We start from the raw sequence: 20,127 nt of genomic DNA, 5'->3' as shown, positions 1-20,127 counted from the left end.
AACGAACAGTCGATGCAGTGTGGCGACAGCAGCCTCTTCATAGCAGGCGATTGCGACGGCCCGCGTGCATTCCTCTCCGACGCCGCCGTCTAAGGCAAGCTCGCCGGCGACAATGCCGCGCGTTTCCCCAATGTGCAATCAGTCAAACGCAAGGTCCCGTTTTCGATCGTGTTTTGTGAGCCGCAAGTCGCAAGCGTAGGCGCGTCCTACGACGATCTCGACAAGCAGATGACAGTGACCGGAACCGTGTCGTTCGAAACGCAAGGGCGCAGTCGCGTGCTGCGCCAAAACCGCGGTTTGCTGCATGTCTATGCCCACGCCAAGACGGGTAAGTTGCTGGGCGCTCAGGGGTGCGGACCGGCCCTTGAACATCTTGGTCATCTCATTGCATGGGCGTTGCAACTGGAATTGTCCGTGGAAGATATGTTGAAGCTGCCGTTCTATCACCCGGTAATCGAGGAAGGTTTGCGCACGGCACTCAAGGAAGCGAACAAGAAATGTTTTGAAGCACGCGCGCAAACTGCACCCGAATTGGTCAACGCAGCAGGTTGCTGATCCGCACCCGAAAGAACGCCAAACCAACCAACGAAAAAAGCCCGCTCTAGCGAAAATGCTAAAACGGGCTTTTTATTGCTGCGAGAACTTGTTTGACGCTACCGCTTACAACGCACGCTTATGATGCGCGCTTACATTGCATATTGCAGCGCAAGGTCGAATCCCAGCACGACCACTGAGCAGAACACGCCAAGTAGCAGGTTAGCCGCACGATGTGCAACGTCGTGGTGTTTCGTCAACATGGCCGCAGCCATGAATGCAATTTCGACCACAATCTGCATTGCAAACACAGCTAGCATCAGCGCGAACTCATACCCCATCGAACTGAAGTCCGAGAAGTTGAAACCACGCACAGCCACCCACGAACCCACGCGCCATAACTCATACGCCAACAGCACCAACGGGAACAGATAGCTGAACACGTAGGTCGGCAGCGTTGCGTGCCGCAATTCCATGTGAATGTGACGAGTTGTTTGCATCTGGCTCTCCTTGATCCTGGTAATTTGCCGCCAGTATTTCGCTGGCCTTAATTAACCTGTTAATCCTATAAACACCTCAAAGCGGCTTCGCTGTCTTCGTCATTTACTTACTAATACAGACGAAGACATGAACGTCGTGCTTTGAGAATAGGCCAAAATCAGAAGAAGCGAATCATCGTATTCCCCATGTCCTTGATCAGCATGGCAGAGCAAAGGCGATGCTGCAACGCAGCTTAAAAGACCGCATAAAATGCACTGCAGCAATCCACGATCGGCAAGTTTTAATCAGGCCTCCTCGCTACCGTACAGCTTGATAATCGCGGAGAAGTCCAACCCGCCCAAGCCCTGCATGCTCATGGTCTGGTAAAGCTGCTGCGCGAGCGCGCCAAGCAGGATGGGTTGCTTGACTTGACGCGCTGCATCAACGGCCAGCCCCAGGTCCTTAAGCATGAGATCGGCGCCGAACCCCCCGGTATACCCGCGTGACGAAGGCGCATTGGGTAAAACGTTAGGGTAGGGATTACACGTATCGGCGCTCCAGCAACGTCCCGTCGATGTGTTGAGAATTCCGGCAAGCTTGTTCGGTTCGATCCCGAGCGACGCACCGAGTTTCATCGCTTCCGCCACGCCGATCATCGAAATGCCGAGCAGCAGGTTGTTGCAGATTTTCGCGATTTGACCCGTCCCCGTTTCGCCGCACTGAACCGTGTTCTTGCCCATGCCGGCAAGCACGGGTTTGAGCGTTTCGAACAGCGCGTCATTGGCGCCGACCATGAACGTGAGCGTGCCCGCCTGCGCGCCGCCGGTGCCACCGGACACGGGAGCATCGGCGAACGGATTGCCCTGCTTCAACGCGGCTTCACCAATCACGCGCGCGGTCGCCGGATCGATCGTACTGCTGTCGATCAGGGGCACGCCCGGACGCACGCCAGCCAACACGCCATCCGGCTCCAGATACACCGCCCTGACGTGCGCGGCGGCCGGCAGCATGGTAATCACCACCTCGCTTTCCTGAACCGCCTCACGAGGCGATGCTGCGGTCTGCGCGCCCGCAACGACCGCCGCCTGCACCGCCGTCTTCGATAAATCGAACACCGTCAGTGAATGCCCTGCTTTCAGCAAGTTGGCGGCCATGGGTCCGCCCATGTTGCCCAGTCCGATAAAGCCGATTTCCATTGCGTTTCCCCTTTTTATTGCAGCGTCAATCTGGCAACCGGCTTAGCGCAGCGAAATAGTCGTGTTGACGCCGTCGTTGACGGTGGCGTCGTCGAACCAGCGCGACGTGACGGTTTTCGTTTGCGTATAGAACTGCACCACTTGTTTGCCGTACGGCCCGAGATCGCCCAGCTTCGAACCGCGCGAGCCGGTGAAGCTGAAATACGGCACGGGCACGGGAATCGGAATGTTGATCCCCACCTGGCCGACATCGATCTCGCTCTGGAACTTGCGCGCCGCCGCGCCGCTTTGCGTAAAGAGCCCGACGCCGTTGCCCATCGGATTGCGGTTCACCAGTGCGATGGCATCGTCGAGCGTTGCGGCTTCCAGCTCGCAAATCACGGGGCCGAAGATCTCCTGCTTGTAGATGGTCATGTCAGTAGTGACGCCTGAGAATACCGTCGGGCCAATGAAGTTGCCCTTCTCATAGCCCTTCACCTCCACGCCGCGGCCGTCCAGCGAAAGCGTTGCGCCTTCGCTCACACCCGCTTCGATCAACCCAAGAATCCGTTCCTTGGCCGCACGCGAGACGACCGGACCAACGTCGGTATTTGCTTCCGTGCCGCCGTTCACGGACAAGCCGCGCGCCCGCTCAACCAGCTCCGGCAACCAGTCCTTCGATGCCCCCACGAACACCACGACGGATGTCGCCATGCAACGCTGTCCCGCTGCGCCAAAACCCGCGCCGGCAAGCGCGTTCAGCGTCTGCTCGCGGTTTGCATCGGGCAGCACGACCGCGTGATTCTTCGCGCCCATCATGGCCTGCACGCGCTTGCCGTGCTGGCTGCCGAGGTTGTACACGTGCGTACCCACATGCGTCGAGCCGACGAACGAAATCGCCTTGATGTCCGGATGCGTGCAGATGGCGTCGACCACGTCCTTACCGCCGTGCACCACGTTCAGCACGCCCGCCGGAATGCCCGCCTCGAGCGCCAGCTCGACCAGCTCCATGGTGGACAGCGGATCCTGTTCCGATGGCTTCAGCACGAACGTATTGCCGCACACGATCGCCATCGGGAACATCCACAGCGGGATCATCGCCGGGAAGTTGAACGGCGTGATGCCGGCGCAGACACCTATCGGCTGGCGCAGCGTGTAGGTATCCACGCCACCCGCGACGTTCTCGGAGAACTCGCCCTGCTGCAGCGTGCCGATTGAACACGCGTGTTCGATCACTTCAAGGCCGCGGAAGATATCGCCTTCGGCATCGGGCAACGTCTTGCCCTGCTCGGCTGTCAGCGTCTGCGCGATCCGCTTCATGTTCTGGCGCACCAGGTCCTGGAAACGCAGCATCACGCGCATACGTGCGCCAAGCGGCGTGAGGCGCCACGTCTGGAACGCTTTTGCTGCCGATGCCACCGCGGCATCGACTTCTTCCTTGGTCGCAAACGGCACCCGGCCGACCACCTCCTGGGTAGCGGGGTTGACGATGTCGCGCCACTCCTGTGTCGTCGATTCCACGAACTTGCCGTCGATCAGCAATTTGGCCGTGCGCACGCCGGCGTTGGATTGAGTGGCTAATACCGGACGGTCAGCAGCGGTATTCATGAGAGAGGCTCCTTGAAAAACGAGAACGTTCCTTGGCGGGAACGGGATGCGGAGACAGAGGCACGCAGACAGGTGGACGCGCGCGGATACCGCGCAGGCCGCCCTAGGGGAATGTCGTCTCCGGATTATTTAAATGTTGTCGGCTCGCCCATTACACAAAGGTACACAGCGCGTGCAAAGCGAGTCCACAAGGTTCAGTATAGTTATGCAAATCTCCACGATGTATCGACACAAACACCCATCCGATATGCAAAAAAGCACGACTCCGGGCATCAACAACCTGAATTGGGACGATCTCCGGTACTTCCTGGAAGTGGCGCGAACCCAGCGTGCAAGCGGCGCAGCGAAGCGTCTGGGGGTCGACTACACGACCGTCGCCCGCCGCGTGCGGGCGCTGGAAGACGCACTGGGCACCCTGCTCTTCGATAAATCGCGCAGCGGCGGTTTCATCCTGACCGCGGAGGGGCAGCGCCTGCTTGCGTACGTCGACGCCATGGAAAGCACGGTCCAGTCGGCGACCGAGCACATTGCCAACTCCGGACACGCGCTGTCCGGACACGTGCGGGTTGGCTCGACCGAAGGATTCGGCTGCTTCTTCCTGGCGCCGCAACTCGCCCGCTTCCAGGATGCGCACCGGCAGATTTCCATCGACTTGTTGCCGGTGCCGCACTTCGTGAGCTTGTCCAAGCGCGAAGCCGACATAGCGGTCACGCTGGAGCGCCCGGAACACGGCCAGACCGTCTACACCAAACTCTGCGACTACCGCTTGCGCCTCTACGCCACGCGCGGCTATCTCGATCAACACGAGCCGGTCACCAAAGTGGAAGACCTTGGCGCCCATCGCTTCGCGAGTTATATCGATGACCTCGCGTTCAGCTACGAACTGCTCTATCTCGAACGCACGATACCGGGCGCTGTCTCGCGCTGGCGCAGCACCAGTGTGATCGCGCAATATCACGCCGCGCTGCAGGGGCACTCGCTCGCGATCCTGCCGTGTTTCATGGCGGCGCAGGACCCGCGCCTCGTTCCCGTTCTCGCGGATGACATCGTCGTCACACGCGCGTTTTACCTGTCCTGCCGCGAAGATTTGCGCAAATTGAAACGCATCACCGCAGTGTGGGACTTCTTGCGCAGAGTGGCTGAATTGAATCGTCCGCTGCTGATGGGCGAGGCGCGCGAGATGCTATGGAGCGAAACGGTGAAGCCGTGAATTTCGCGTTTGTTCAGCTCCCCTTATATATGAGATACGCATTCGCGTAACGGGTGCATAATCGTCCGCCCATAAGGCTTTCCGCCGTAGCCCTGCTGCGGCGTTTTCACATGGACGTGACCTTTATTTATCTCATTATTAACACTCGCAGACAGACCGGTAATCCACCGCCCGTTCGTCCTCTCTTGCCCGCGCGTTTACCGCGCCCGGTGCACTGATGGCGTTCGTTATCTGGTCCCGCCGGAACGTGTCGCACCAGCGTGTACGTTTCGTCGAAGCGCGCACGGTCCGCGCCATGGTGATCGTCGCCGTCATTGCGATGATCCTGGCCGCGCTCGCGCTCGGCATCGCCATTGGTGCGGCCATGGGCAACACCCACGCGGCCGAAGAGAAGACGCAAACGGAGCGGCGCTCCTATGAAATCGATGAGCTCGGCAAGATCAGCGCAACCCTCACGCATATCGAACCGCGCGTGATCGAGCTCGTGTCACAAGTGAACGAACTTCAGGACTTCGAAGCACAATTGAAAGCGGCGCGACGCGCGGCCGATCACCCGGACATTCACCTGGTTCCACCGCTGCCCGATAACGACGATGAATCGCCGCTCGACAGCAGCGCCTCGGGCGGTCCATCCCTGCCGCCGCGCCTCTGCGATGCCCAGCATGCAGCGCTTACCGGTACCGCGCCGCAGCGCCTGAAGCACACGCAAAGCGCGCTGGATTGCCTCGATGCAACCATCGGTGCGCTCGATGACGCCGTGCTCGCGCATTACGCGTCATACATGGCGTTTCCGGGCCGCCAGCCCGCGCCAGGCGCGCGTTCGGGCTCGCCGTTCGGCAATCGTATCGACCCGTTCACGGGACACCTGAACTTTCATCCGGGCGTCGACCTCGTCGCCCCCACCGGCACGGCCATATACGCCTCCGCCGGCGGCCGCGTCGTGCAGGCCGGACCGCACGGCGGTTACGGCAATGCCATCGATATCCAGCACAGCAGCGGCGTAGTGACGCGCTACGGGCATACATCGAAGATATTCGTGAAGGTGGGCGATCTCGTCATGCCCGGCCAGAAGATTGCCGAAATCGGCTCGACCGGCCGCTCGACCGGACCGCATTTGCACTTCGAGGTGATCATCGACGGGACGCAGGTCAATCCCACGCCTTATCTCGCGCTCTTCAAGCTGAAATCCAATGCCGCAAGCTGACCGAAACAGGCCGACGCACAAGCTCACGCGCCGCACCTACTCCCTGACGTCGCGACGCGGCCCGACCTGGCCCATGCTGCTGCTCGGCACGATTGCCGCGGCCTGCGCCGCAGCAGCGCTCGCCGCGGCCGGCTTCGCGCTGGTCACCTCGCGCGACATCAGCAAGAAAGCCGACGCCCTGTGCGCACCGCCCATGTCTGAACGCGAGATCCGCGAGCAACTTTCGAAGGCGCGCATCGCGCTCGACCATGAGGTGGCGACACGGCTCGTCATGGAGCAACAAGCGTCCGAAAGCCTGGCGGAGATTCATCGAATGCGAACTGACCTGACTTTCCTCAAACGTCAGCGGGACAAGTCTAACTAGACAGACCAATCCCGGAACCACCCTCCACGCCGGCACGTCGATCCATCGAACACCGGCAACCATTTTGCAATCCAGACCAGAAGGGGCTTTCCCATGTTCAAGAAAAAATCCACCGGCGTCAGTCAAGCCAAGCTAGCTACGCTGATCGCCCACGATGTCCAGATCGCGGGCAACCTCGAATTCAGCGACGGCCTGCGCATGGATGGCCACGTCAAAGGCAACGTGACGGGCCGTCCGGGCGAGCAGACGCTGCTGGTCGTCAGCGACCAGGGTTCGATCACGGGGAACGTCAATGCCTATGACATCGTGATAAATGGAACCATCACCGGCGACGTAACAGTGGAACATTTTGTCGAGCTGCAATCGAATGCGCATGTGAACGGCAACATCTACTACCAGCAACTACGCATGGACGTGGGGGCTTCCGTGGAAGGTAAGCTCACGAAACGCGACAATACGTTGGCGCCACAGGCGGAAATGCCGCGGCTCAGTTCCGAAATGACCTCGGACTACTCGCATAGCGAGACGTGACTCGAGCGACGGCTGCGTCGCAAGACGACGGAATACGGCTTTCGAACAGTAAGCTGCTGACAAATCCGCTAAGATTCACGGCAAGTCCGGCCATGCCCGTCAGGCGCTGCCTGTTCTCGTGAGAGGCGCTCGCGAAAGGCGGCATGCGCCGGCTCCATCATCGTGTGCGGGGGCAGGAATCCATGCTGGTCAATTGTGCGGCTTACCAGAAAGGCCGCAAGCTCACCGACGTCGCTATCGACGATATTTCCGTGTATCGGGAAGTCCCCGACTGCTTCGTGTGGGTCGCGCTGAAAGACCCCGGCCCGGGCGAGCTCGAGCATCTGTCACACCAGTTCGGGCTGCACGAACTCGCCGTGGAAGATGCTCAGCAAGGCCATGAGCGTCCGAAGATCGACGAATACGCGGACTCTCTGTTTTGCGTGCTCCACACCGTGGAACTCGATTCCGACAACGAACTGGTGGTCGGCGAGATCAACGTGTTCGTCGGAAATAACTACGTGCTGTCCGTACGTAACCGGACGAGCCAGGGGTTCCAGGATGTGCGCAAGCGCTGCGAGCGCGAACCGCACTTGCTGGAACACGGCCCGGGGTTCGTCATGTACGCGCTGATCGACAACGTAGTGGACCGTTATTTCCCCATTCTGGAAACGCTCGGCGCGGAGCTCGACGAACTCGAGGAGCGCATTTTCGAGCGCAACGGGTCGGCGGCGTCGAGGGTGATCATTGAAGACTTGTATTCCCTGAAGCGCCGGCTCGTGCTGCTGCAGCATCACACCGCACCGCTGCTGGAAGCAGTCAGCAAACTCTACGGCGGCCGCGCGCCGGGAATTTGTACCGGCATGCAGGACTATTTCCGCGATGTGTACGACCACCTGCTTCGTATCGTAAAAACCATTGAGGGGCGCCGCGAAATGATCGTGACCGCCATCCAGGTCAACCTGGGCATGATTTCGCTGGCGGAAAGCGAAGTGACGAAGCGGCTGGGCTCGTTTGCCGCGCTGTTCGCGGTGCCCACCATGATCGCCGGGATCTACGGCATGAACTTCCACCGCATCCCGGAACTCGACTGGGTCTATGGCTATCCGGCGGTCATTGCCGTGATGCTAGCGCTTGACGTCGGCCTTTACTGGAGGTTCCGCAAGGCTGGTTGGCTATGATGGTTATAATGGAGTATTCGGTGCCGCTGGAAGGCGGTTGCGTGACGGAAAACGGCTCGACAAAAATTGCGCGGAAATCGCACGCATACAAGCGTACGCGGACAATCGCAATTAGTGTTGACGGGCATGTCAGCATTGCAGCATCGAGAGGCGGGGCCTCCGGCGACAGCGGAACTTTTTTCTGATTTGCTGTCTAATATTACACAGTGCGCCTCTGGCGCAGCGTGTTCGCCACGGCAGCAGCGATCCATCCAACATTTCAGCGCAACACCTTGGCTGAATGTCATCGCCCCGGCAGTGTGGGCTCCGCAACCGGTCGCGGCCCTGCATTCGTCTTCAAGGTTTAAACAGCAGCGACGTCGACGGTTGCTTGTTTCCACGCGTTGTACCGCGCATGGTTGCATGGGTAATTCGTGCGCAGCGGCATGGGCAGTTCGACATGCGCGGCTGACGTGTTACCGCAGTGTTACCGCGACGTTCATCAACACCTACAGCCCAGCGAGCGGCTGCGCAATGTGTGCGCCGCACGTCATTTTTGCTCGTTTTTGCTCGCTAACACCTGTCGACCGCACGTGCCAAAAGGCGCTGAACGGTTGCCGGAGTGGTTTTCAAGGCATCGGCTGCACCATGTCGATGCCCGGGCGGGCGCAATACAGGAATTCAGGAAACATGAAAGAACTGGTCAAGCCGCTTAAGACGTACAAAGGTTATGAAATTCATCCGCTGATTTACCCCCGTGGCGCCCGCGACGGCGGTGCGGCAGTCCGTGCAGCGGATACCGGTTACGAAGCGTCGGTGCGCATCCGCCGCGCGCCGCCGGCAGGCGAGGAAGCAACGGGCGAAAGCCGCGTGTTTCGAATTGAACAGACCGGATCGTTTGAAAACGGCGGCCAGGCTCGCCGGGCGTGCTTGTTGCATGCGGAAAAGCTGATCGACGGCCAGATCGACGGCCAGACTGTTGCAGATCTGTGACTAGACGCGACTGTTAGGCGTTAAAAGGCATCGCGGGGTCGGGCCGGTCTCGCATACAATCGCATCGAATAGATGATTTAAGGAGCTTTATATGGCGAAAGAAGAGTTACTCGAGCTGGACGGCATTGTTGACGAAGTGCTTCCCGACAGCCGCTACCGCGTGACGCTGGACAACGGCGTGGTCGTGGGCGCGTACGCATCGGGCCGCATGCGCAAGAACCACATCCGGATTCTCGCGGGCGACCGTGTGACGCTGGAACTGTCGGTGTATGACCTGACGAAAGGCCGGATCAACTTCCGGCACAAGGACGAACGCGCAACCGGCGGCGGTCAACGTCCGCAAATGCGTCGCCGCTAAGCAGAACGCTGTCGTGACGCGCGCTTAATCGCATTCAAAGCGAGTCCCGCACAGTCCTGTTCGCCGGAGTCGAGAGCAACGCTTCGTCGGCGCCACCGCTGGATGCTGCCAGTCAGCATCGCATGGCGCCGATGTCGCTCTCTTACGCGTATCTCAGTTACCTCAGTTACGCGTATTCAAGCCTCGCACCGTTATTTTCCCTTCCGGGCCGCCAGCAATCCGTTGAGGCCCAAGGCAAAGCCGTCTTCATCGTTCGTGGCCGATACAAACGTCGCGTGCGATTGAACGTCTGGCGACGCCTGCCCCATCACAATGGAAACACCCGCCACGTCGAACATGGCGACGTCGTTGCCCATGTCCCCCAGCACCGCCACATTTTCCAGCGCAACGCCCGCCAAGCGCGCCAGTTCGCGCACGCCCTCGCCTTTGTTCGCGAGCGGATGCGTGATGTCGAGGTAGTAGGTTTGTGAGCGCATTGCCGTGGCCCGGCCCTTGAGCGTGTCCTGGAACTCTGCCTCCTTGCGTTGAAGCAGCGCCGCGTCTTTCGTCGACGCCACGATCTTTTCGATCGAATCCAGGTCGATATCCTCGAAACGCTTGACCACCACCGCGTCGTATCCCACCGTCCGGCGTTCAAGCGGCACGTATTCGCCGCCGGGGTTCGTGATGTACCACTGGTCGTCAATGAACACCCACGCGTCCACTCCGTCGCGCGCCAGGCTTTCCAGGGCCGTTTGCGCGGCGTCGCGCGGCAGCCAGTGAGCGCTCAGGGTCTTCCAGCCGGCGGGATCGACGAGTTTGCCGCCGTTGAAAGCGGCAAACGGCGACTGGATCCCAAGCGTTTCCACGATCGAATGCATGCCCTTGCCCGGCCGGCTGCTCGCCACCGTGAAGCGGACGCCCGCGGAGGCGAGATTGCGCACGGCTTCCTTCGCAGGCTCGCCAAGCGATTTGTCCGTGTAGAGCAAGGTGCCGTCGCAATCCGAAATCACGAGCTCGACCTTCGCCAGTGCCGCCAGCGCCCGCTCCGGATCGTCATGACCGGAACGCAGATTCAGACCGGTAGCGCCGATGGATGTCATTCAAACGCTCCAGGCGGCAATTGCCGCGTCTCGCGCACTGAACGCGGATGCCAGAGCCGTGCGCCGCCTTCAATGCCCGCCTCGTTCGAGACCACTTTCACGTTATTCGGCAAGTCGAAATTGAGATTGGCTGCATTGCCGCCGCCAATCCACAAACGATCGTAGTTCACCAGCGAGCTCAGGATGCCGATGATCTTCTCCACCCGGCGATTCCAGCGCTTGTTACCCGCCTTGTCGCGCGCCGCGTTGCCGAGATATTCGTCGTACGTCTTGTTTTTGCTCACCGGATGATGCGCCAGCTCGAGATGCGGCATGAGTTCGCCATCGCGGAAAAGCGCAGTGCCCGCGCCCGTGCCCAGCGTCAGCACGAACTCGATGCCTTTCCCTTCGATAGCTGCAAGCCCCTGCATTTCGGCGTCGTTGATAATGCGCACCGGCAGGTGCCCGAGGTGCTCGGCCAGCATGTCCGCGAGCGGCACGTTGCGCCAGAATTCGTTGCCGAGGTTTGGCGCGGTCAGCACGTGGTTGTCCCGCACTACGCCCGGAAAACCGATCGAGATCTGCGTGGCCGGCAGCGGCGTCAACAGCGGCCCGACCAGTTCCACCAGCTTCTGCACGATCACGTCCGGCGGACACGGATGCGGCGTGGCCACCTTGACCCGCTCGGTCAGCATCTTCCCGTGCGCATCGATAATCGCGGCCTTCAGGCCCGTGCCGCCCACGTCGATCGCGAGAATCCGTTCTTTCGCGGCCGAGCGTCGGGTGGTCTTGCCTGCGGTTGTCTTGCTCGCTGTCTTGCTCGCTGTCTTCTTCACTGCTGCCTTGCGTGCTGCTGTCCCCATACGGTTCTCCTCAGTTCTTGTCGTCGTGATCGGATTTTTGCGGGTGGTCGTCCGCCAACGGGCGCCACGCACGGCCATCGGCCTTCAGCAGGTCGTCGGCTTCCTTCGGTCCCGCACTGCCCGCGGTGTAGCCATGTACCGGCAAACGACCGCCTTCAGGATGCAACACCCCGTCAACTGCCGCCCAGCTTTTTTCAATGCTATCGGCGCGCTGGAACAGCGTCGCGTCGCCGAGCATACAGTCGTACAACAACGTCTCATAACCGACGTTCGGCTTTTCATCGAAAAAATCGTCGTATTTGAACGATGACTTGACCGCCCCAACCTGCATCACCGGACCGGGCACCTTCACGTTGAAATCGAAGCTCGTGCCGTGTTCCGGGTCAATACGCAGCGTCAGCACGTTCGGCGCGAGCGTGTCCACGGGGGTGTCACGGAACAGCAGGAACGGCACCGCTTTCAGTTGCACCGATATCTCCGTGCGCCGCGCCGTCATCCGCTTGCCGGTGCGCAGGTAAAACGGTACGCCAGCCCAGCGCCAGTTTTCGACGAAAACTCGCGCCGCCGCATACGTTTCGGTCTGGCTGTCCGGCGCGACATCGGCTTCCTCGCGATACCCGGCCAGGCTCGCGGATTTTTCGTACTGCCCGAGCACGACGTCATTGGGTTTCAGCGGCTGGATTGCGTCGGAAATTTCAGCCTTCTTGTCCCGCACGGCTTCAGCGTCGAATGAATTCGGCGGTTCCATGGCGACCATGCCGAGCAACTGGAACAGGTGGTTCGGGACCATGTCGCGGAACGCGCCCGTCTGCTCGTAAAACCCGCCACGCGCTTCCACGCCAATGGTTTCAGCCGCTGTGATCTGCACGTGATCGATGTATTCGCGCCGGAAAATGGGCTCGAACAACGCGTTCGCGAAGCGCACGGCCAGGATGCTCTGAACCGTGTCCTTGCCAAGAAAGTGATCGATACGATAAATCTGGTTCTCGCCGGCGAACTTGAGAATGCTCTCGTTGAGATCTTTCGCCGACGCATAGTCGTGCCCGAAGGGCTTTTCGATCACCACGCGCCGGAAGCCCTGGTCGCTTTCCTTCAACAATCCCACTCGGCCGAGCCGCTCTACGATCGTCTTGAAGAAGCGCGAACTGACGGCGAGATAAAAAATGACATTTCCGTTATCGCCCAGCGTCTGTTTCAGCTTGTTGAACACGTCATCGCTTTCGAACTCGCCGGCCATGTATTGCAGGCGATCCGCGACCCAGTTCCACGCCCGGTCGTCGAGTTTCGACGTATGGAAGGCGCCGGCTTTGTCGGCGGCGAATTTTTTCAGCGAGTCGGTCAGTTCGTCACGCCAGGCGCTCGTCTCGAGCTCGCCTACGTTCACGCCGATGATCTTCATCTTGTCGTCGAGCAGGCGATCGGACGACAGGTTGTACAGCGCCGGCATCAGCAGCCGTTTGGTCAGGTCCCCGGCCGCGCCGAAGATGACGAGTGTGCACGGCGGAGCGGGATGCTTGCCGGCAGGTGTCGGGGAGGAAGTTGTGCTAGCGAGTGGGGTCGACATAGGGTTCTTTAAAAGAAGAGTTGAACGCACTGCCTACTAAAGACCATGTTGGGCGCGTCTCAGTTCAAAATCCTGCCCAAACGGTCCGCTTCTGTCATTTCGACTCTGCGTATGCAATATGTAATCGGCGCGCGGGCTGTGCCGTAGAATGTCGGCACCTCGCGGCGGCTCGCCCGGCCTCGTTTCCATCATAAGGGCAGGAGTTCCACATGAATCAGACACTCTCCCCGGCGCAACTCGCCGCCTATTTCGACCGCATCGGCTATAGCGGACCTCAGCAGGCTACATCAGAGACGCTGCACGCGCTGCATAGGCTGCATCCGCAAGTCATCCCGTTCGAAAATCTCGACGCGCTGCGCGGGCGCACGCCGCGCCTCGACCTCGCGTCCGTGTTCGCGAAGCTCGTGAGCGCGCGGCGCGGCGGCTATTGTTATGAACACAACCTGCTGTTTCGCGCCGTGCTCGACACGCTCGGCTTCGGCACCACGGGGCTCGCTGCGCGCGTGATGTGGAACAGCGCGGCGTGCAACAGTCCGGTTGCCTTGCCGCCGCGCACCCACATGATCCTGCTGGTCGAAACACCCAACGAAACCTGGCTCGCGGACGTCGGTTTTGGCAGCATGACGCTCACCGCTCCGCTGCTGTTCGACACGGGCCGCGAACAGGCGACGCCGCACGAGCCGTTTCGTCTCGACCTGATCGAGCGCGGCGATTTCCTCCTCCAAGTGAAGCTTGGCGATACCTGGAAGCCGATCTACCGTTTCGACCTCGAACCGCAATTTCCCGCCGACTACGCCATGGCGAACCATTATGTATCGACGTATCCCGAGTCGATCTTCGTGAACCACCTGATCGTGGCGCGGGTGATGCCGGGAGAGCGGCAGACTTTGCTCGACACGACCCTGACACAGCGTGGCAATACCGCATCCACGCGAGAATCCAAACGCGAGCTCGCAAGCGCTGAAGAATTGCGCGGCGTGCTGCAAAACACGTTCGGGCTTGTGCTTGCCGACAGCGACTCCGACACCCGCAGTGAAACCCTGGCCGGCGGACTCGATGCCGTGCTCGAACGGATCGTCCAGCTGTCCACGTCCAGCACGTCCGCACCGTCCTGATCGCCACGATGCGTAAAACCGCCAAGCGAGCCCATGAATCTTATCGGACGCCCGTGAAAAATGCAGTGCTCGAAAACCGGCTGCCACGGTGGCGCTCCACGCTCGTCGTCATGCTGATGTTCGGCGCGTTCGCTTCGCTCACGGCGCGAGCGCTGTGGGTGCAGGTCGTGAACCAGGACTTTTATATCGGCGAGGGGCAAAAACGCTATCAACGCACGCTGGAACTGAGCGCCACGCGCGGACGCATTGTCGACCGCAACGGCGCCATGCTTGCCGTGAGTCTCGCGACCTATGCGATTTGGGCCACGCCATCGCACTTTGATCGCGGCACCCTGCCGGCAGTCGCTCGCCTGATCGATATGCCCGAGAAGGAACTGGCGCGCCGCCTCGATGCCTCGCGCTCGTTCGTGCTGCTGAAACGGCAAGTCGATGCCGACACGGCCACGCGGATTGCGGAAACCGGGCTCGCAGGCGTGACGCTGGTCGCGGACACAAAACGCTTCTATCCCGAAGGCGAATCGGCGGCTCACGTGGTCGGCTTCACCGATAACGAAGACAAGGGCCAGGAAGGCATTGAACTCGCGGCAAACGACCGGCTGACCGGCGAGCACGGCCAGCGCGAAGTGATCCGCGACCGCCTGGGGCGCGTGGTGTCGGAGATTGGCGATGTGGAGTTGCCGGAGAATGGCGAGACCATTCATCTGACTATCGACCGCCGGATCCAGCAGCTCGCGCACACGCAACTGGCCGCCGCTATCACGAAGCATCGCGCGCGGGCGGGCAGCGTGGTGGTGCTGGACGCGAAGAACGGCGAGATCCTCGCGCTCGCGAACTATCCGACCTTCGATCCCAACGACCGCACGCACCTGACCGGCGAGCAGTTGCGCAACCGCGCGCTGACCGACACTTTCGAGCCGGGCTCGACCATCAAGCCGCTGGTGGCGGCGCTGGCTATCGACCTTGGGGTCGTGCGGCCGGATACGCGTATCGATACATCGCCGGGGACGTTCAAGCTCGGGCCGAACGTGATCCACGATACGTCGAACCACGGCGTCATCACGGTCTCCGAGGCCGTGCAGATGTCGAGCAATATCGCGTTGACCAAACTCTCGCTCAAGCTTCGCCCGCAAACGGTCTGGGACAAGTATCGCGAATACGGCATTGGCCAGGCGCCAGACCTGACATTCCCAGGCGCGGCCACCGGACGTCTGCGGGCATACGAACGCTGGCGCCCGATCGAGCAGGCGACCATGGCCTATGGGTATGGGCTGTCGTTGTCGTTGTTGCAGATTGCACAGGTTTATACGGCTTACGCGGGCAATGGCGAGTTCCGGCAGTCCACCTTGATTCGCGGCCAGGCTGCGCGGGACCCCGTGCAAGTCACCAAACCCGCGACTGCAGCGGCTGTGCGCGACATGCTGGAACTCGCGATGGGACCCCGTGGCACGGGACGTGCGGCAGCGGTGGAAGGGTATCGCGTGGGTGGGAAGACCGGTACGGCGCGCAAGCAGATCGGGCGCACATACGCGGCGAACAAGTATCGCGCGTCGTTCGTCGGCATGGCGCCGATGAGCGACCCGCAAGTGATAGTGGCCGTGATGATCGATGAGCCGTCAGCCGGCTCCTACTACGGCGGGACCGTGGCCGGACCGGTGTTTTCGGGCGTGGTCGGCGGCACCATGCAGCTTCTCGGCGTGCCGCCGGATGCGTGAATGCCCTTGGGCACCGGCGCACGGCGGCAGGCGTTCGTCCTCGCCGGCCGGGATCCCCGCAGACCGAAAACGTAAGGCCGCTATGCTGTAATGTCAGATTGTCGTAGTCGAATGTTTTGTTGGACAGGTCGTCGAAAAGGCGGTCGCAAACCTTGAAGGACACCATGAAAAAGATTGTCGGCGCGCTCGCGCTTCCCCTGTTCTTGCTGCAAGCCTGTGCCCAGTTCCATAACCCCGATGCCGGTCAGCCGGAAGTCGAAACGGCGCCTAACGCGTCGGTGGCCAGCATTGTCCAGTGCCTGACGGACGAGGCGAAGAAACATGACGCCACGTTCAAGCAAACACCCATACCCCAAGGGACGATGCTCGAATTCGGCGATTCCAACGTGATCAAGGTTCGCTTCGATAACGGCGAAACGTCGTACCGGTTTTATCCGGGCGAGCGCCACGCGTCGAACCTGTGGCTCGAAGGCGCGAGCAAGAAGTGCGCGCCTTGACCTTAACCTTGACCTTGATCTCAAGGCAGTTTGGCCAGGTATTTCATGACGCCGGCTTCATGACATCTGCGGACTTGCTTTTACACCTGGATGATCGTGCGCTCGACTAAAGCCATCAACGCCGTCGAGCGTCTAAAGACACGCTCCGGCAACCCGCACTATGCCGCGGTCAGCTTGAGCGGCGGCCTGTTCTATCTCGTCGATCGGGCGGCAACCGGCGAGCAAAAACTTTCCGCACCGCAGACCATGGATGATTTCGTGGCCTTTGTGAACGCGCTCAAGCCAGAGAAACCGCGACGCGTCAGCAAGCTCGACCTGGCCATGGACGAGCAGATAAAACGCAGCGGCAAGCCTCGGACTGCAGAAGACGAGTGATGCGCTTTCGCGCGTGCCTGTTGATGTGTTTGACGTAGTCAATACTCCTGCGTTGTTAAAGCGGCTTCGAAACGACCATGAAGCGACTATGAAGCGACTATGAAGCCGTTTTGAAACCGCTCCTTAACTGTCTCCTGCTGATCTCCCGATCGCCCTCCTGCCCGCGCGATATCCCACTGCCAGATTCAAGCATCGTACCGCCGGGAATTAGCGTCGTTCAGCGCACTCGCTTCGTGCCCAAGCACACGGAAAACGTTTGCGTCGCCCGGTTAATCGCGCGCCCGGTGCTTTCAATGTGCGATTTCAGACGGTCCATGCGTCCGGCCTTTGCGACTATGCATCAACGGTTGAATCAAGCCGGGGGCCGCCCAACGCGACCATAAACGCGCAGGCGCAGGGGTAGAGCTGGACGCAGCAATGAACGCACCAGTCGTCGATAGAATCGACAACGCGTTCATAAGCTGGCCGGCAAGAATGGGGCGCAGCATGAAAGCCAAAAGATCGCCGACGTCAGAAGGCCCACGAACGTCGACACAAGCCGACGCAGAGCTTCAGCACATCGAACGGGCCATAGGCCAGCTGCGGGCGATGAGTCAGAAACCAGCCGGTACGCCCAGCGTCGAGTACTGGCACGAACGCTTGACCGCTGTCTGTACGGGCTACGTGCTGGTGCCGGCGCAAAGGCTTCGGGTCGATGCGTTACGCAAGGTGCTGGACTCATTTTCGCAACCCAAAGGCGATCCCAGCTCCGGGCGCAAAAGAACAACCAACAGGCTTTGGGCGAAAGCGGCGTAACTACGGCGCTTTCGCCATCGCGCATCGTGCGCGTAACGACGGCGGCCTCCGGGCCGGCAAATGTCGTGTTTCCAGCGTGCCTATCGCTTGAGCATTTTCGGGGCTCGAGGCGCGAGGCTCCATGTGGATGACTGCGATTGCGCAAAGCGCCATGCTCCATCGCCCCGGGGGCGTCGTTCAAACCAGGTTCAAACCACATTCAAACCAATTCCCGAGCACGGTCATTCAATCTCCGGCGCGATCGCGGCGTGTTTGATGATGCAACCAGCGAAATCCCGCCGATTATGTTGCCAATGAACGTGTGCGCCCTGGAACACAAACAGATAACCCTGCACGCTGATTGCCCTGCGACGCCTCCACCGACTTCGCGATAAAAATCCCTACTGAAAGCTTTCAATTTATCCCGAAGCCTAAGGCGGCCCTACGCCCCAAACGCACGACGTTGCGCGATCCGGCACTTCGGAGCCGCATCGAGATGGCCCGGTCCGCTGACGCTCACCGCGTACGACCGCTCAAGCCTCGATTCTTCACACGGGAACATGCTTAGCGGGAATGCTTGGTTTGGCAGGCGACGAAGCGTCGCTAAGATCGGGGCTCGTTCCGTCACTGAATTGCCATGAGCCTTTACATCGACGATGCTCAACGCCATCAAATACAGCAATTACGCACATCCTGGCGCTGGCGCAGCGAGTGGCCTACCTGGCTGCTGATCGTGGCTGTGTATGGCGGCTGGTTCACGACTGCGCTTAACGCGCGGTCGATTGGAATACCGCTGGCGGTAAGCATTCTCGCCGTGCTGTCGTGCCTGTATTTGTCATTGCAGCACGAACTCCTGCACGGCCATCCGACGCGCTTCCCCTTGTTCAACGCGCTGCTCGGCGTCGCCCCGCTCGCGGTCTGGTTCCCTTACGCGGTGTATCGCGAGTCGCATCTGCGCCACCACAACGACACACATCTCACCGATCCCGATCTCGACCCGGAAAGCTATTTCGTCTCCGCTGAACGCTGGCGCGGCGCCGGTGTGGTCGTGCGATTCCTGCTGGTTCTCCGCAACACGTTCTTCGGGCGCATTGTGCTCGGCCCCTGGTTTTCCATTGTGAAAGCGATCATGTCGGCGTTCGTCCAGATTGCGCGGGGCAATGGCCGTATCGCAGGCGCCTGGGCTTTGCACCTCGTCCTGCTCGGACTGCTCGCCACGTGGCTCCAGCGCCGCTGCGGCATCAGTCCCGCGCTTTTCGTATTCGGCGTTGGGTATCCGGCGCTCGCGTTGAGTGCGATCCGTTCGTTCCAGGAACATCGCGCAGCCGATCACATCCCCGAACGCACGGTCATCAACGAAGCATCGTGGGCCTGGCGTCTGCTGTTCCTCAACAACAATTTTCACGCCGTTCATCACGACCTGCCGAGCTTGCCGTGGTACGCGCTGGCAAGCGTTTATCATGAGCATCGCGACGCGTATCGAGTGCGCAATGGCGGTTTTATCGTGCGCGGTTATCAGGAATGGCTGGTGCGGCATGGTGTCCAGCCGGTTGCGCCTGCGTTGCATCCGCTTCATGCACGGGCCGCCGATCAGATTGCGCAGGCTCAGGCCGGGTCCGCCGGATCGGCAACACTTGGCGGCGACGCGCAGCCTGTCTGATGTGCCTTTTCGGCCGGGTTTGCATGGGCATCGGTATAGGTGTTGGTATTTCACGGCGCATGGGAAAGAATTGGCATGAACTGGGTGGCCGCATTACCGATGTACAACGTCACGCCGGCCCTTGCCGGTGACTGGCGCGTTTTGCTCGATCATGTTCGCGAGCGCTTGCGGCCATGGCTCGACGCTCGCGGCGACACGCTCGCCATAGTCAATCCAGAGAAGTCTCTGCAGGAATTCTGGCTGCGTGACGACCTGCTGCTGTCGCAGACATGCGGGTATCCGCTGGTGAAAGCGCTCGCCGGACGCGTGCAGTTAGTCACTACGCCCGTTTTCACGGTCGATGGATGCGAGGCCGGCGAATATCACAGCGTTCTGGTCACCCGGGCCGCGGCCAAAGTCACTTCGCTCGCGCAATGCCGCGGTTTGCGCGCGGCGTATAACACTCCCGATTCGAACAGCGGCATGAACCTGCTGCGCAGTGCGGTCGCGCCCTTGGCCGGCGGCCAACCGTTCTTCGCATCGGTGATCGAAACGGGTGGGCACCTGGCTTCGCTGCAAGCCCTGCAGGACGACCGGGCCGATGTTGCCGCCATCGACTGCGTGAGCTTCGCGTTCGTACTCGACCATCGTCCGGATCTGGCCCTTGGTCTGGTCGAAATCGGCACGACACGAAGTGCGCCTGGGTTGCCGCTGATTGCATCGAAACGGGTGCCGGCGGAGGGGGTCGACGCACTGGCGGACGCACTCGCCGACGCCGTCGCGCACGATCGTGCCCTGGCAAACCGGCTCAAGCTCGACGGTTTTGCGAGGCGCCCCCTCGACGACTACGCTCGTATTCTTGAAATCGAAACGGACGCCGTTGAACTCGGCTACCCCCGCCTCGCCTGAGGGCGTTGAGGGTGGTCACGGC

Annotated in this window: 21 protein-coding genes; 15 read left to right on the top strand and 6 right to left on the bottom strand. The window is 60.7% G+C overall.

All coding sequences use genetic code 11. From position 1 onward, the window contains the following. Positions 1 to 132 precede the first annotated feature (132 nt). Complete coding sequence (locus FH08_RS48685; RefSeq protein WP_031361776.1) at positions 133 to 555, top strand: hypothetical protein; 423 nt, start codon at positions 133 to 135, stop codon at positions 553 to 555. Between the two features lie 131 nt (positions 556 to 686). Here the strand turns inward: FH08_RS48685 and FH08_RS0129340 are convergent, their stop codons facing one another. The 3 genes from FH08_RS0129340 to FH08_RS0129330 all read right to left on the bottom strand — a co-directional run bounded on the left by FH08_RS0129340 (position 687) and on the right by FH08_RS0129330 (position 3,797). After that, positions 687 to 1,034: a hypothetical protein gene (locus tag FH08_RS0129340; RefSeq protein WP_031361775.1), complete on the bottom strand. Its 348-nt coding sequence runs from the start codon at positions 1,032 to 1,034 to the stop codon at positions 687 to 689. Positions 1,035 to 1,319: 285 nt separating this feature from the next. Next, entirely contained in the window at positions 1,320 to 2,210 is an 891-nt protein-coding gene (gene mmsB, locus FH08_RS0129335; RefSeq protein ID WP_031361774.1) for a 3-hydroxyisobutyrate dehydrogenase, read from the bottom strand. Positions 2,211 to 2,252: 42 nt separating this feature from the next. Further along, positions 2,253 to 3,797, bottom strand: coding sequence for a CoA-acylating methylmalonate-semialdehyde dehydrogenase (locus FH08_RS0129330; protein ID WP_031361773.1), 1,545 nt, complete (start codon positions 3,795 to 3,797; stop codon positions 2,253 to 2,255). Between the two features lie 247 nt (positions 3,798 to 4,044). On the opposite strand from FH08_RS0129330, the gene FH08_RS0129325 reads away from it, so the two are divergent. The 7 genes from FH08_RS0129325 (at position 4,045) to infA (ending at position 9,596) form a co-directional block, all read left to right on the top strand. Beyond that, entirely contained in the window at positions 4,045 to 5,007 is a 963-nt protein-coding gene (locus tag FH08_RS0129325; protein WP_031361772.1) for a LysR family transcriptional regulator, read from the top strand. A gap of 217 nt (positions 5,008 to 5,224) precedes the next feature. Then, positions 5,225 to 6,211: a M23 family metallopeptidase gene (locus FH08_RS0129320; RefSeq protein WP_031361771.1), complete on the top strand. Its 987-nt coding sequence runs from the start codon at positions 5,225 to 5,227 to the stop codon at positions 6,209 to 6,211. A gap of 73 nt (positions 6,212 to 6,284) precedes the next feature. Further along, positions 6,285 to 6,575, top strand: coding sequence for a hypothetical protein (locus FH08_RS0129315; RefSeq protein ID WP_235210534.1), 291 nt, complete (start codon positions 6,285 to 6,287; stop codon positions 6,573 to 6,575). Between the two features lie 93 nt (positions 6,576 to 6,668). Beyond that, entirely contained in the window at positions 6,669 to 7,106 is a 438-nt protein-coding gene (locus FH08_RS0129310) for a bactofilin family protein (RefSeq protein ID WP_031361769.1), read from the top strand. 182 nt (positions 7,107 to 7,288) lie between these two features. Continuing rightward, on the top strand, positions 7,289 to 8,266 hold the full coding sequence (gene corA, locus FH08_RS0129305) for a magnesium/cobalt transporter CorA (RefSeq protein WP_031361768.1): 978 nt from the start codon (positions 7,289 to 7,291) through the stop codon (positions 8,264 to 8,266). A 678-nt stretch (positions 8,267 to 8,944) separates the two neighbouring features. Continuing rightward, positions 8,945 to 9,238 (top strand): hypothetical protein, encoded by a 294-nt coding sequence (locus FH08_RS0129295; protein ID WP_174254562.1) that lies wholly within the window; start codon positions 8,945 to 8,947, stop codon positions 9,236 to 9,238. A 91-nt stretch (positions 9,239 to 9,329) separates the two neighbouring features. Then, positions 9,330 to 9,596 carry a translation initiation factor IF-1 gene (gene infA, locus FH08_RS0129290; RefSeq protein WP_031361766.1) on the top strand — a complete coding sequence of 89 codons (267 nt, stop codon included), beginning with the start codon at positions 9,330 to 9,332 and terminating at the stop codon, positions 9,594 to 9,596. A gap of 191 nt (positions 9,597 to 9,787) precedes the next feature. Here the strand turns inward: infA and FH08_RS0129285 are convergent, their stop codons facing one another. Genes FH08_RS0129285 through zwf form a run of 3 tightly spaced genes read right to left on the bottom strand, consistent with a single transcriptional unit; the run spans position 9,788 to position 13,084 of the window. Continuing rightward, the gene (locus tag FH08_RS0129285) at positions 9,788 to 10,678 is read right to left on the bottom strand and encodes a Cof-type HAD-IIB family hydrolase (RefSeq protein ID WP_051888629.1); all 891 of its coding nucleotides are present in this window, start codon (positions 10,676 to 10,678) and stop codon (positions 9,788 to 9,790) included. Further along, the gene (locus FH08_RS0129280; protein WP_081889604.1) at positions 10,675 to 11,520 is read right to left on the bottom strand and encodes an ROK family protein; all 846 of its coding nucleotides are present in this window, start codon (positions 11,518 to 11,520) and stop codon (positions 10,675 to 10,677) included. The genes FH08_RS0129285 and FH08_RS0129280 overlap by 4 nt, the downstream gene beginning before the upstream one ends. Before the next feature lie 10 nt (positions 11,521 to 11,530). Further along, positions 11,531 to 13,084: a glucose-6-phosphate dehydrogenase gene (gene zwf, locus FH08_RS0129275; protein WP_031361763.1), complete on the bottom strand. Its 1,554-nt coding sequence runs from the start codon at positions 13,082 to 13,084 to the stop codon at positions 11,531 to 11,533. A gap of 209 nt (positions 13,085 to 13,293) precedes the next feature. Between zwf and FH08_RS0129270 the strand changes: the two genes are divergently transcribed. From FH08_RS0129270 to FH08_RS0129235, 7 genes are all read left to right on the top strand, one after another. Further along, the gene (locus FH08_RS0129270; RefSeq protein WP_063771238.1) at positions 13,294 to 14,199 is read left to right on the top strand and encodes an arylamine N-acetyltransferase family protein; all 906 of its coding nucleotides are present in this window, start codon (positions 13,294 to 13,296) and stop codon (positions 14,197 to 14,199) included. Positions 14,200 to 14,207: 8 nt separating this feature from the next. Then, positions 14,208 to 15,911: a peptidoglycan D,D-transpeptidase FtsI family protein gene (locus FH08_RS0129265; RefSeq protein WP_031361761.1), complete on the top strand. Its 1,704-nt coding sequence runs from the start codon at positions 14,208 to 14,210 to the stop codon at positions 15,909 to 15,911. A gap of 164 nt (positions 15,912 to 16,075) precedes the next feature. Further along, positions 16,076 to 16,408, top strand: a complete 333-nt coding sequence (locus FH08_RS0129260; RefSeq protein WP_031361760.1) for a hypothetical protein — start codon at positions 16,076 to 16,078, stop codon at positions 16,406 to 16,408. A gap of 96 nt (positions 16,409 to 16,504) precedes the next feature. Further along, on the top strand, positions 16,505 to 16,783 hold the full coding sequence (locus FH08_RS0129255) for a hypothetical protein (protein WP_031361759.1): 279 nt from the start codon (positions 16,505 to 16,507) through the stop codon (positions 16,781 to 16,783). 486 nt (positions 16,784 to 17,269) lie between these two features. Continuing rightward, the gene (locus FH08_RS0129250; RefSeq protein WP_031361758.1) at positions 17,270 to 17,578 is read left to right on the top strand and encodes a hypothetical protein; all 309 of its coding nucleotides are present in this window, start codon (positions 17,270 to 17,272) and stop codon (positions 17,576 to 17,578) included. 616 nt (positions 17,579 to 18,194) lie between these two features. Further along, positions 18,195 to 19,217, top strand: coding sequence for a fatty acid desaturase (locus tag FH08_RS0129240; RefSeq protein ID WP_051888628.1), 1,023 nt, complete (start codon positions 18,195 to 18,197; stop codon positions 19,215 to 19,217). 75 nt (positions 19,218 to 19,292) lie between these two features. Next, positions 19,293 to 20,105: a phosphate/phosphite/phosphonate ABC transporter substrate-binding protein gene (locus FH08_RS0129235; protein ID WP_031361756.1), complete on the top strand. Its 813-nt coding sequence runs from the start codon at positions 19,293 to 19,295 to the stop codon at positions 20,103 to 20,105. Positions 20,106 to 20,127: the final 22 nt, after the last annotated feature.

The sequence above is a fragment of the Caballeronia sordidicola genome, assembly GCF_000729995.1.
In the GTDB taxonomy this organism is placed as follows: Bacteria; Pseudomonadota; Gammaproteobacteria; order Burkholderiales; family Burkholderiaceae; genus Caballeronia; species Caballeronia sordidicola_A.
This window is presented reverse-complemented; position numbering and strand designations above follow the sequence as displayed.

Coding starts and splice junctions, on each gene's coding strand:
- FH08_RS0129340 (WP_031361775.1), bottom strand. CDS start 1,034: ATGCAAACAACTCGTCACATTCACATGGAATTGCGGCACGCAACGCTG.
- mmsB (WP_031361774.1), bottom strand. CDS start 2,210: ATGGAAATCGGCTTTATCGGACTGGGCAACATGGGCGGACCCATGGCC.
- FH08_RS0129330 (WP_031361773.1), bottom strand. CDS start 3,797: ATGAATACCGCTGCTGACCGTCCGGTATTAGCCACTCAATCCAACGCC.
- FH08_RS0129325 (WP_031361772.1), top strand. CDS start 4,045: ATGCAAAAAAGCACGACTCCGGGCATCAACAACCTGAATTGGGACGAT.
- FH08_RS0129320 (WP_031361771.1), top strand. CDS start 5,225: ATGGCGTTCGTTATCTGGTCCCGCCGGAACGTGTCGCACCAGCGTGTA.
- FH08_RS0129315 (WP_235210534.1), top strand. CDS start 6,285: ATGCTGCTGCTCGGCACGATTGCCGCGGCCTGCGCCGCAGCAGCGCTC.
- FH08_RS0129310 (WP_031361769.1), top strand. CDS start 6,669: ATGTTCAAGAAAAAATCCACCGGCGTCAGTCAAGCCAAGCTAGCTACG.
- corA (WP_031361768.1), top strand. CDS start 7,289: ATGCTGGTCAATTGTGCGGCTTACCAGAAAGGCCGCAAGCTCACCGAC.
- infA (WP_031361766.1), top strand. CDS start 9,330: ATGGCGAAAGAAGAGTTACTCGAGCTGGACGGCATTGTTGACGAAGTG.
- FH08_RS0129285 (WP_051888629.1), bottom strand. CDS start 10,678: ATGACATCCATCGGCGCTACCGGTCTGAATCTGCGTTCCGGTCATGAC.
- FH08_RS0129280 (WP_081889604.1), bottom strand. CDS start 11,520: ATGGGGACAGCAGCACGCAAGGCAGCAGTGAAGAAGACAGCGAGCAAG.
- zwf (WP_031361763.1), bottom strand. CDS start 13,084: ATGTCGACCCCACTCGCTAGCACAACTTCCTCCCCGACACCTGCCGGC.
- FH08_RS0129270 (WP_063771238.1), top strand. CDS start 13,294: ATGAATCAGACACTCTCCCCGGCGCAACTCGCCGCCTATTTCGACCGC.
- FH08_RS0129265 (WP_031361761.1), top strand. CDS start 14,208: ATGCGTAAAACCGCCAAGCGAGCCCATGAATCTTATCGGACGCCCGTG.
- FH08_RS0129260 (WP_031361760.1), top strand. CDS start 16,076: ATGAAAAAGATTGTCGGCGCGCTCGCGCTTCCCCTGTTCTTGCTGCAA.
- FH08_RS0129250 (WP_031361758.1), top strand. CDS start 17,270: ATGAAAGCCAAAAGATCGCCGACGTCAGAAGGCCCACGAACGTCGACA.
- FH08_RS0129240 (WP_051888628.1), top strand. CDS start 18,195: ATGAGCCTTTACATCGACGATGCTCAACGCCATCAAATACAGCAATTA.
- FH08_RS0129235 (WP_031361756.1), top strand. CDS start 19,293: ATGAACTGGGTGGCCGCATTACCGATGTACAACGTCACGCCGGCCCTT.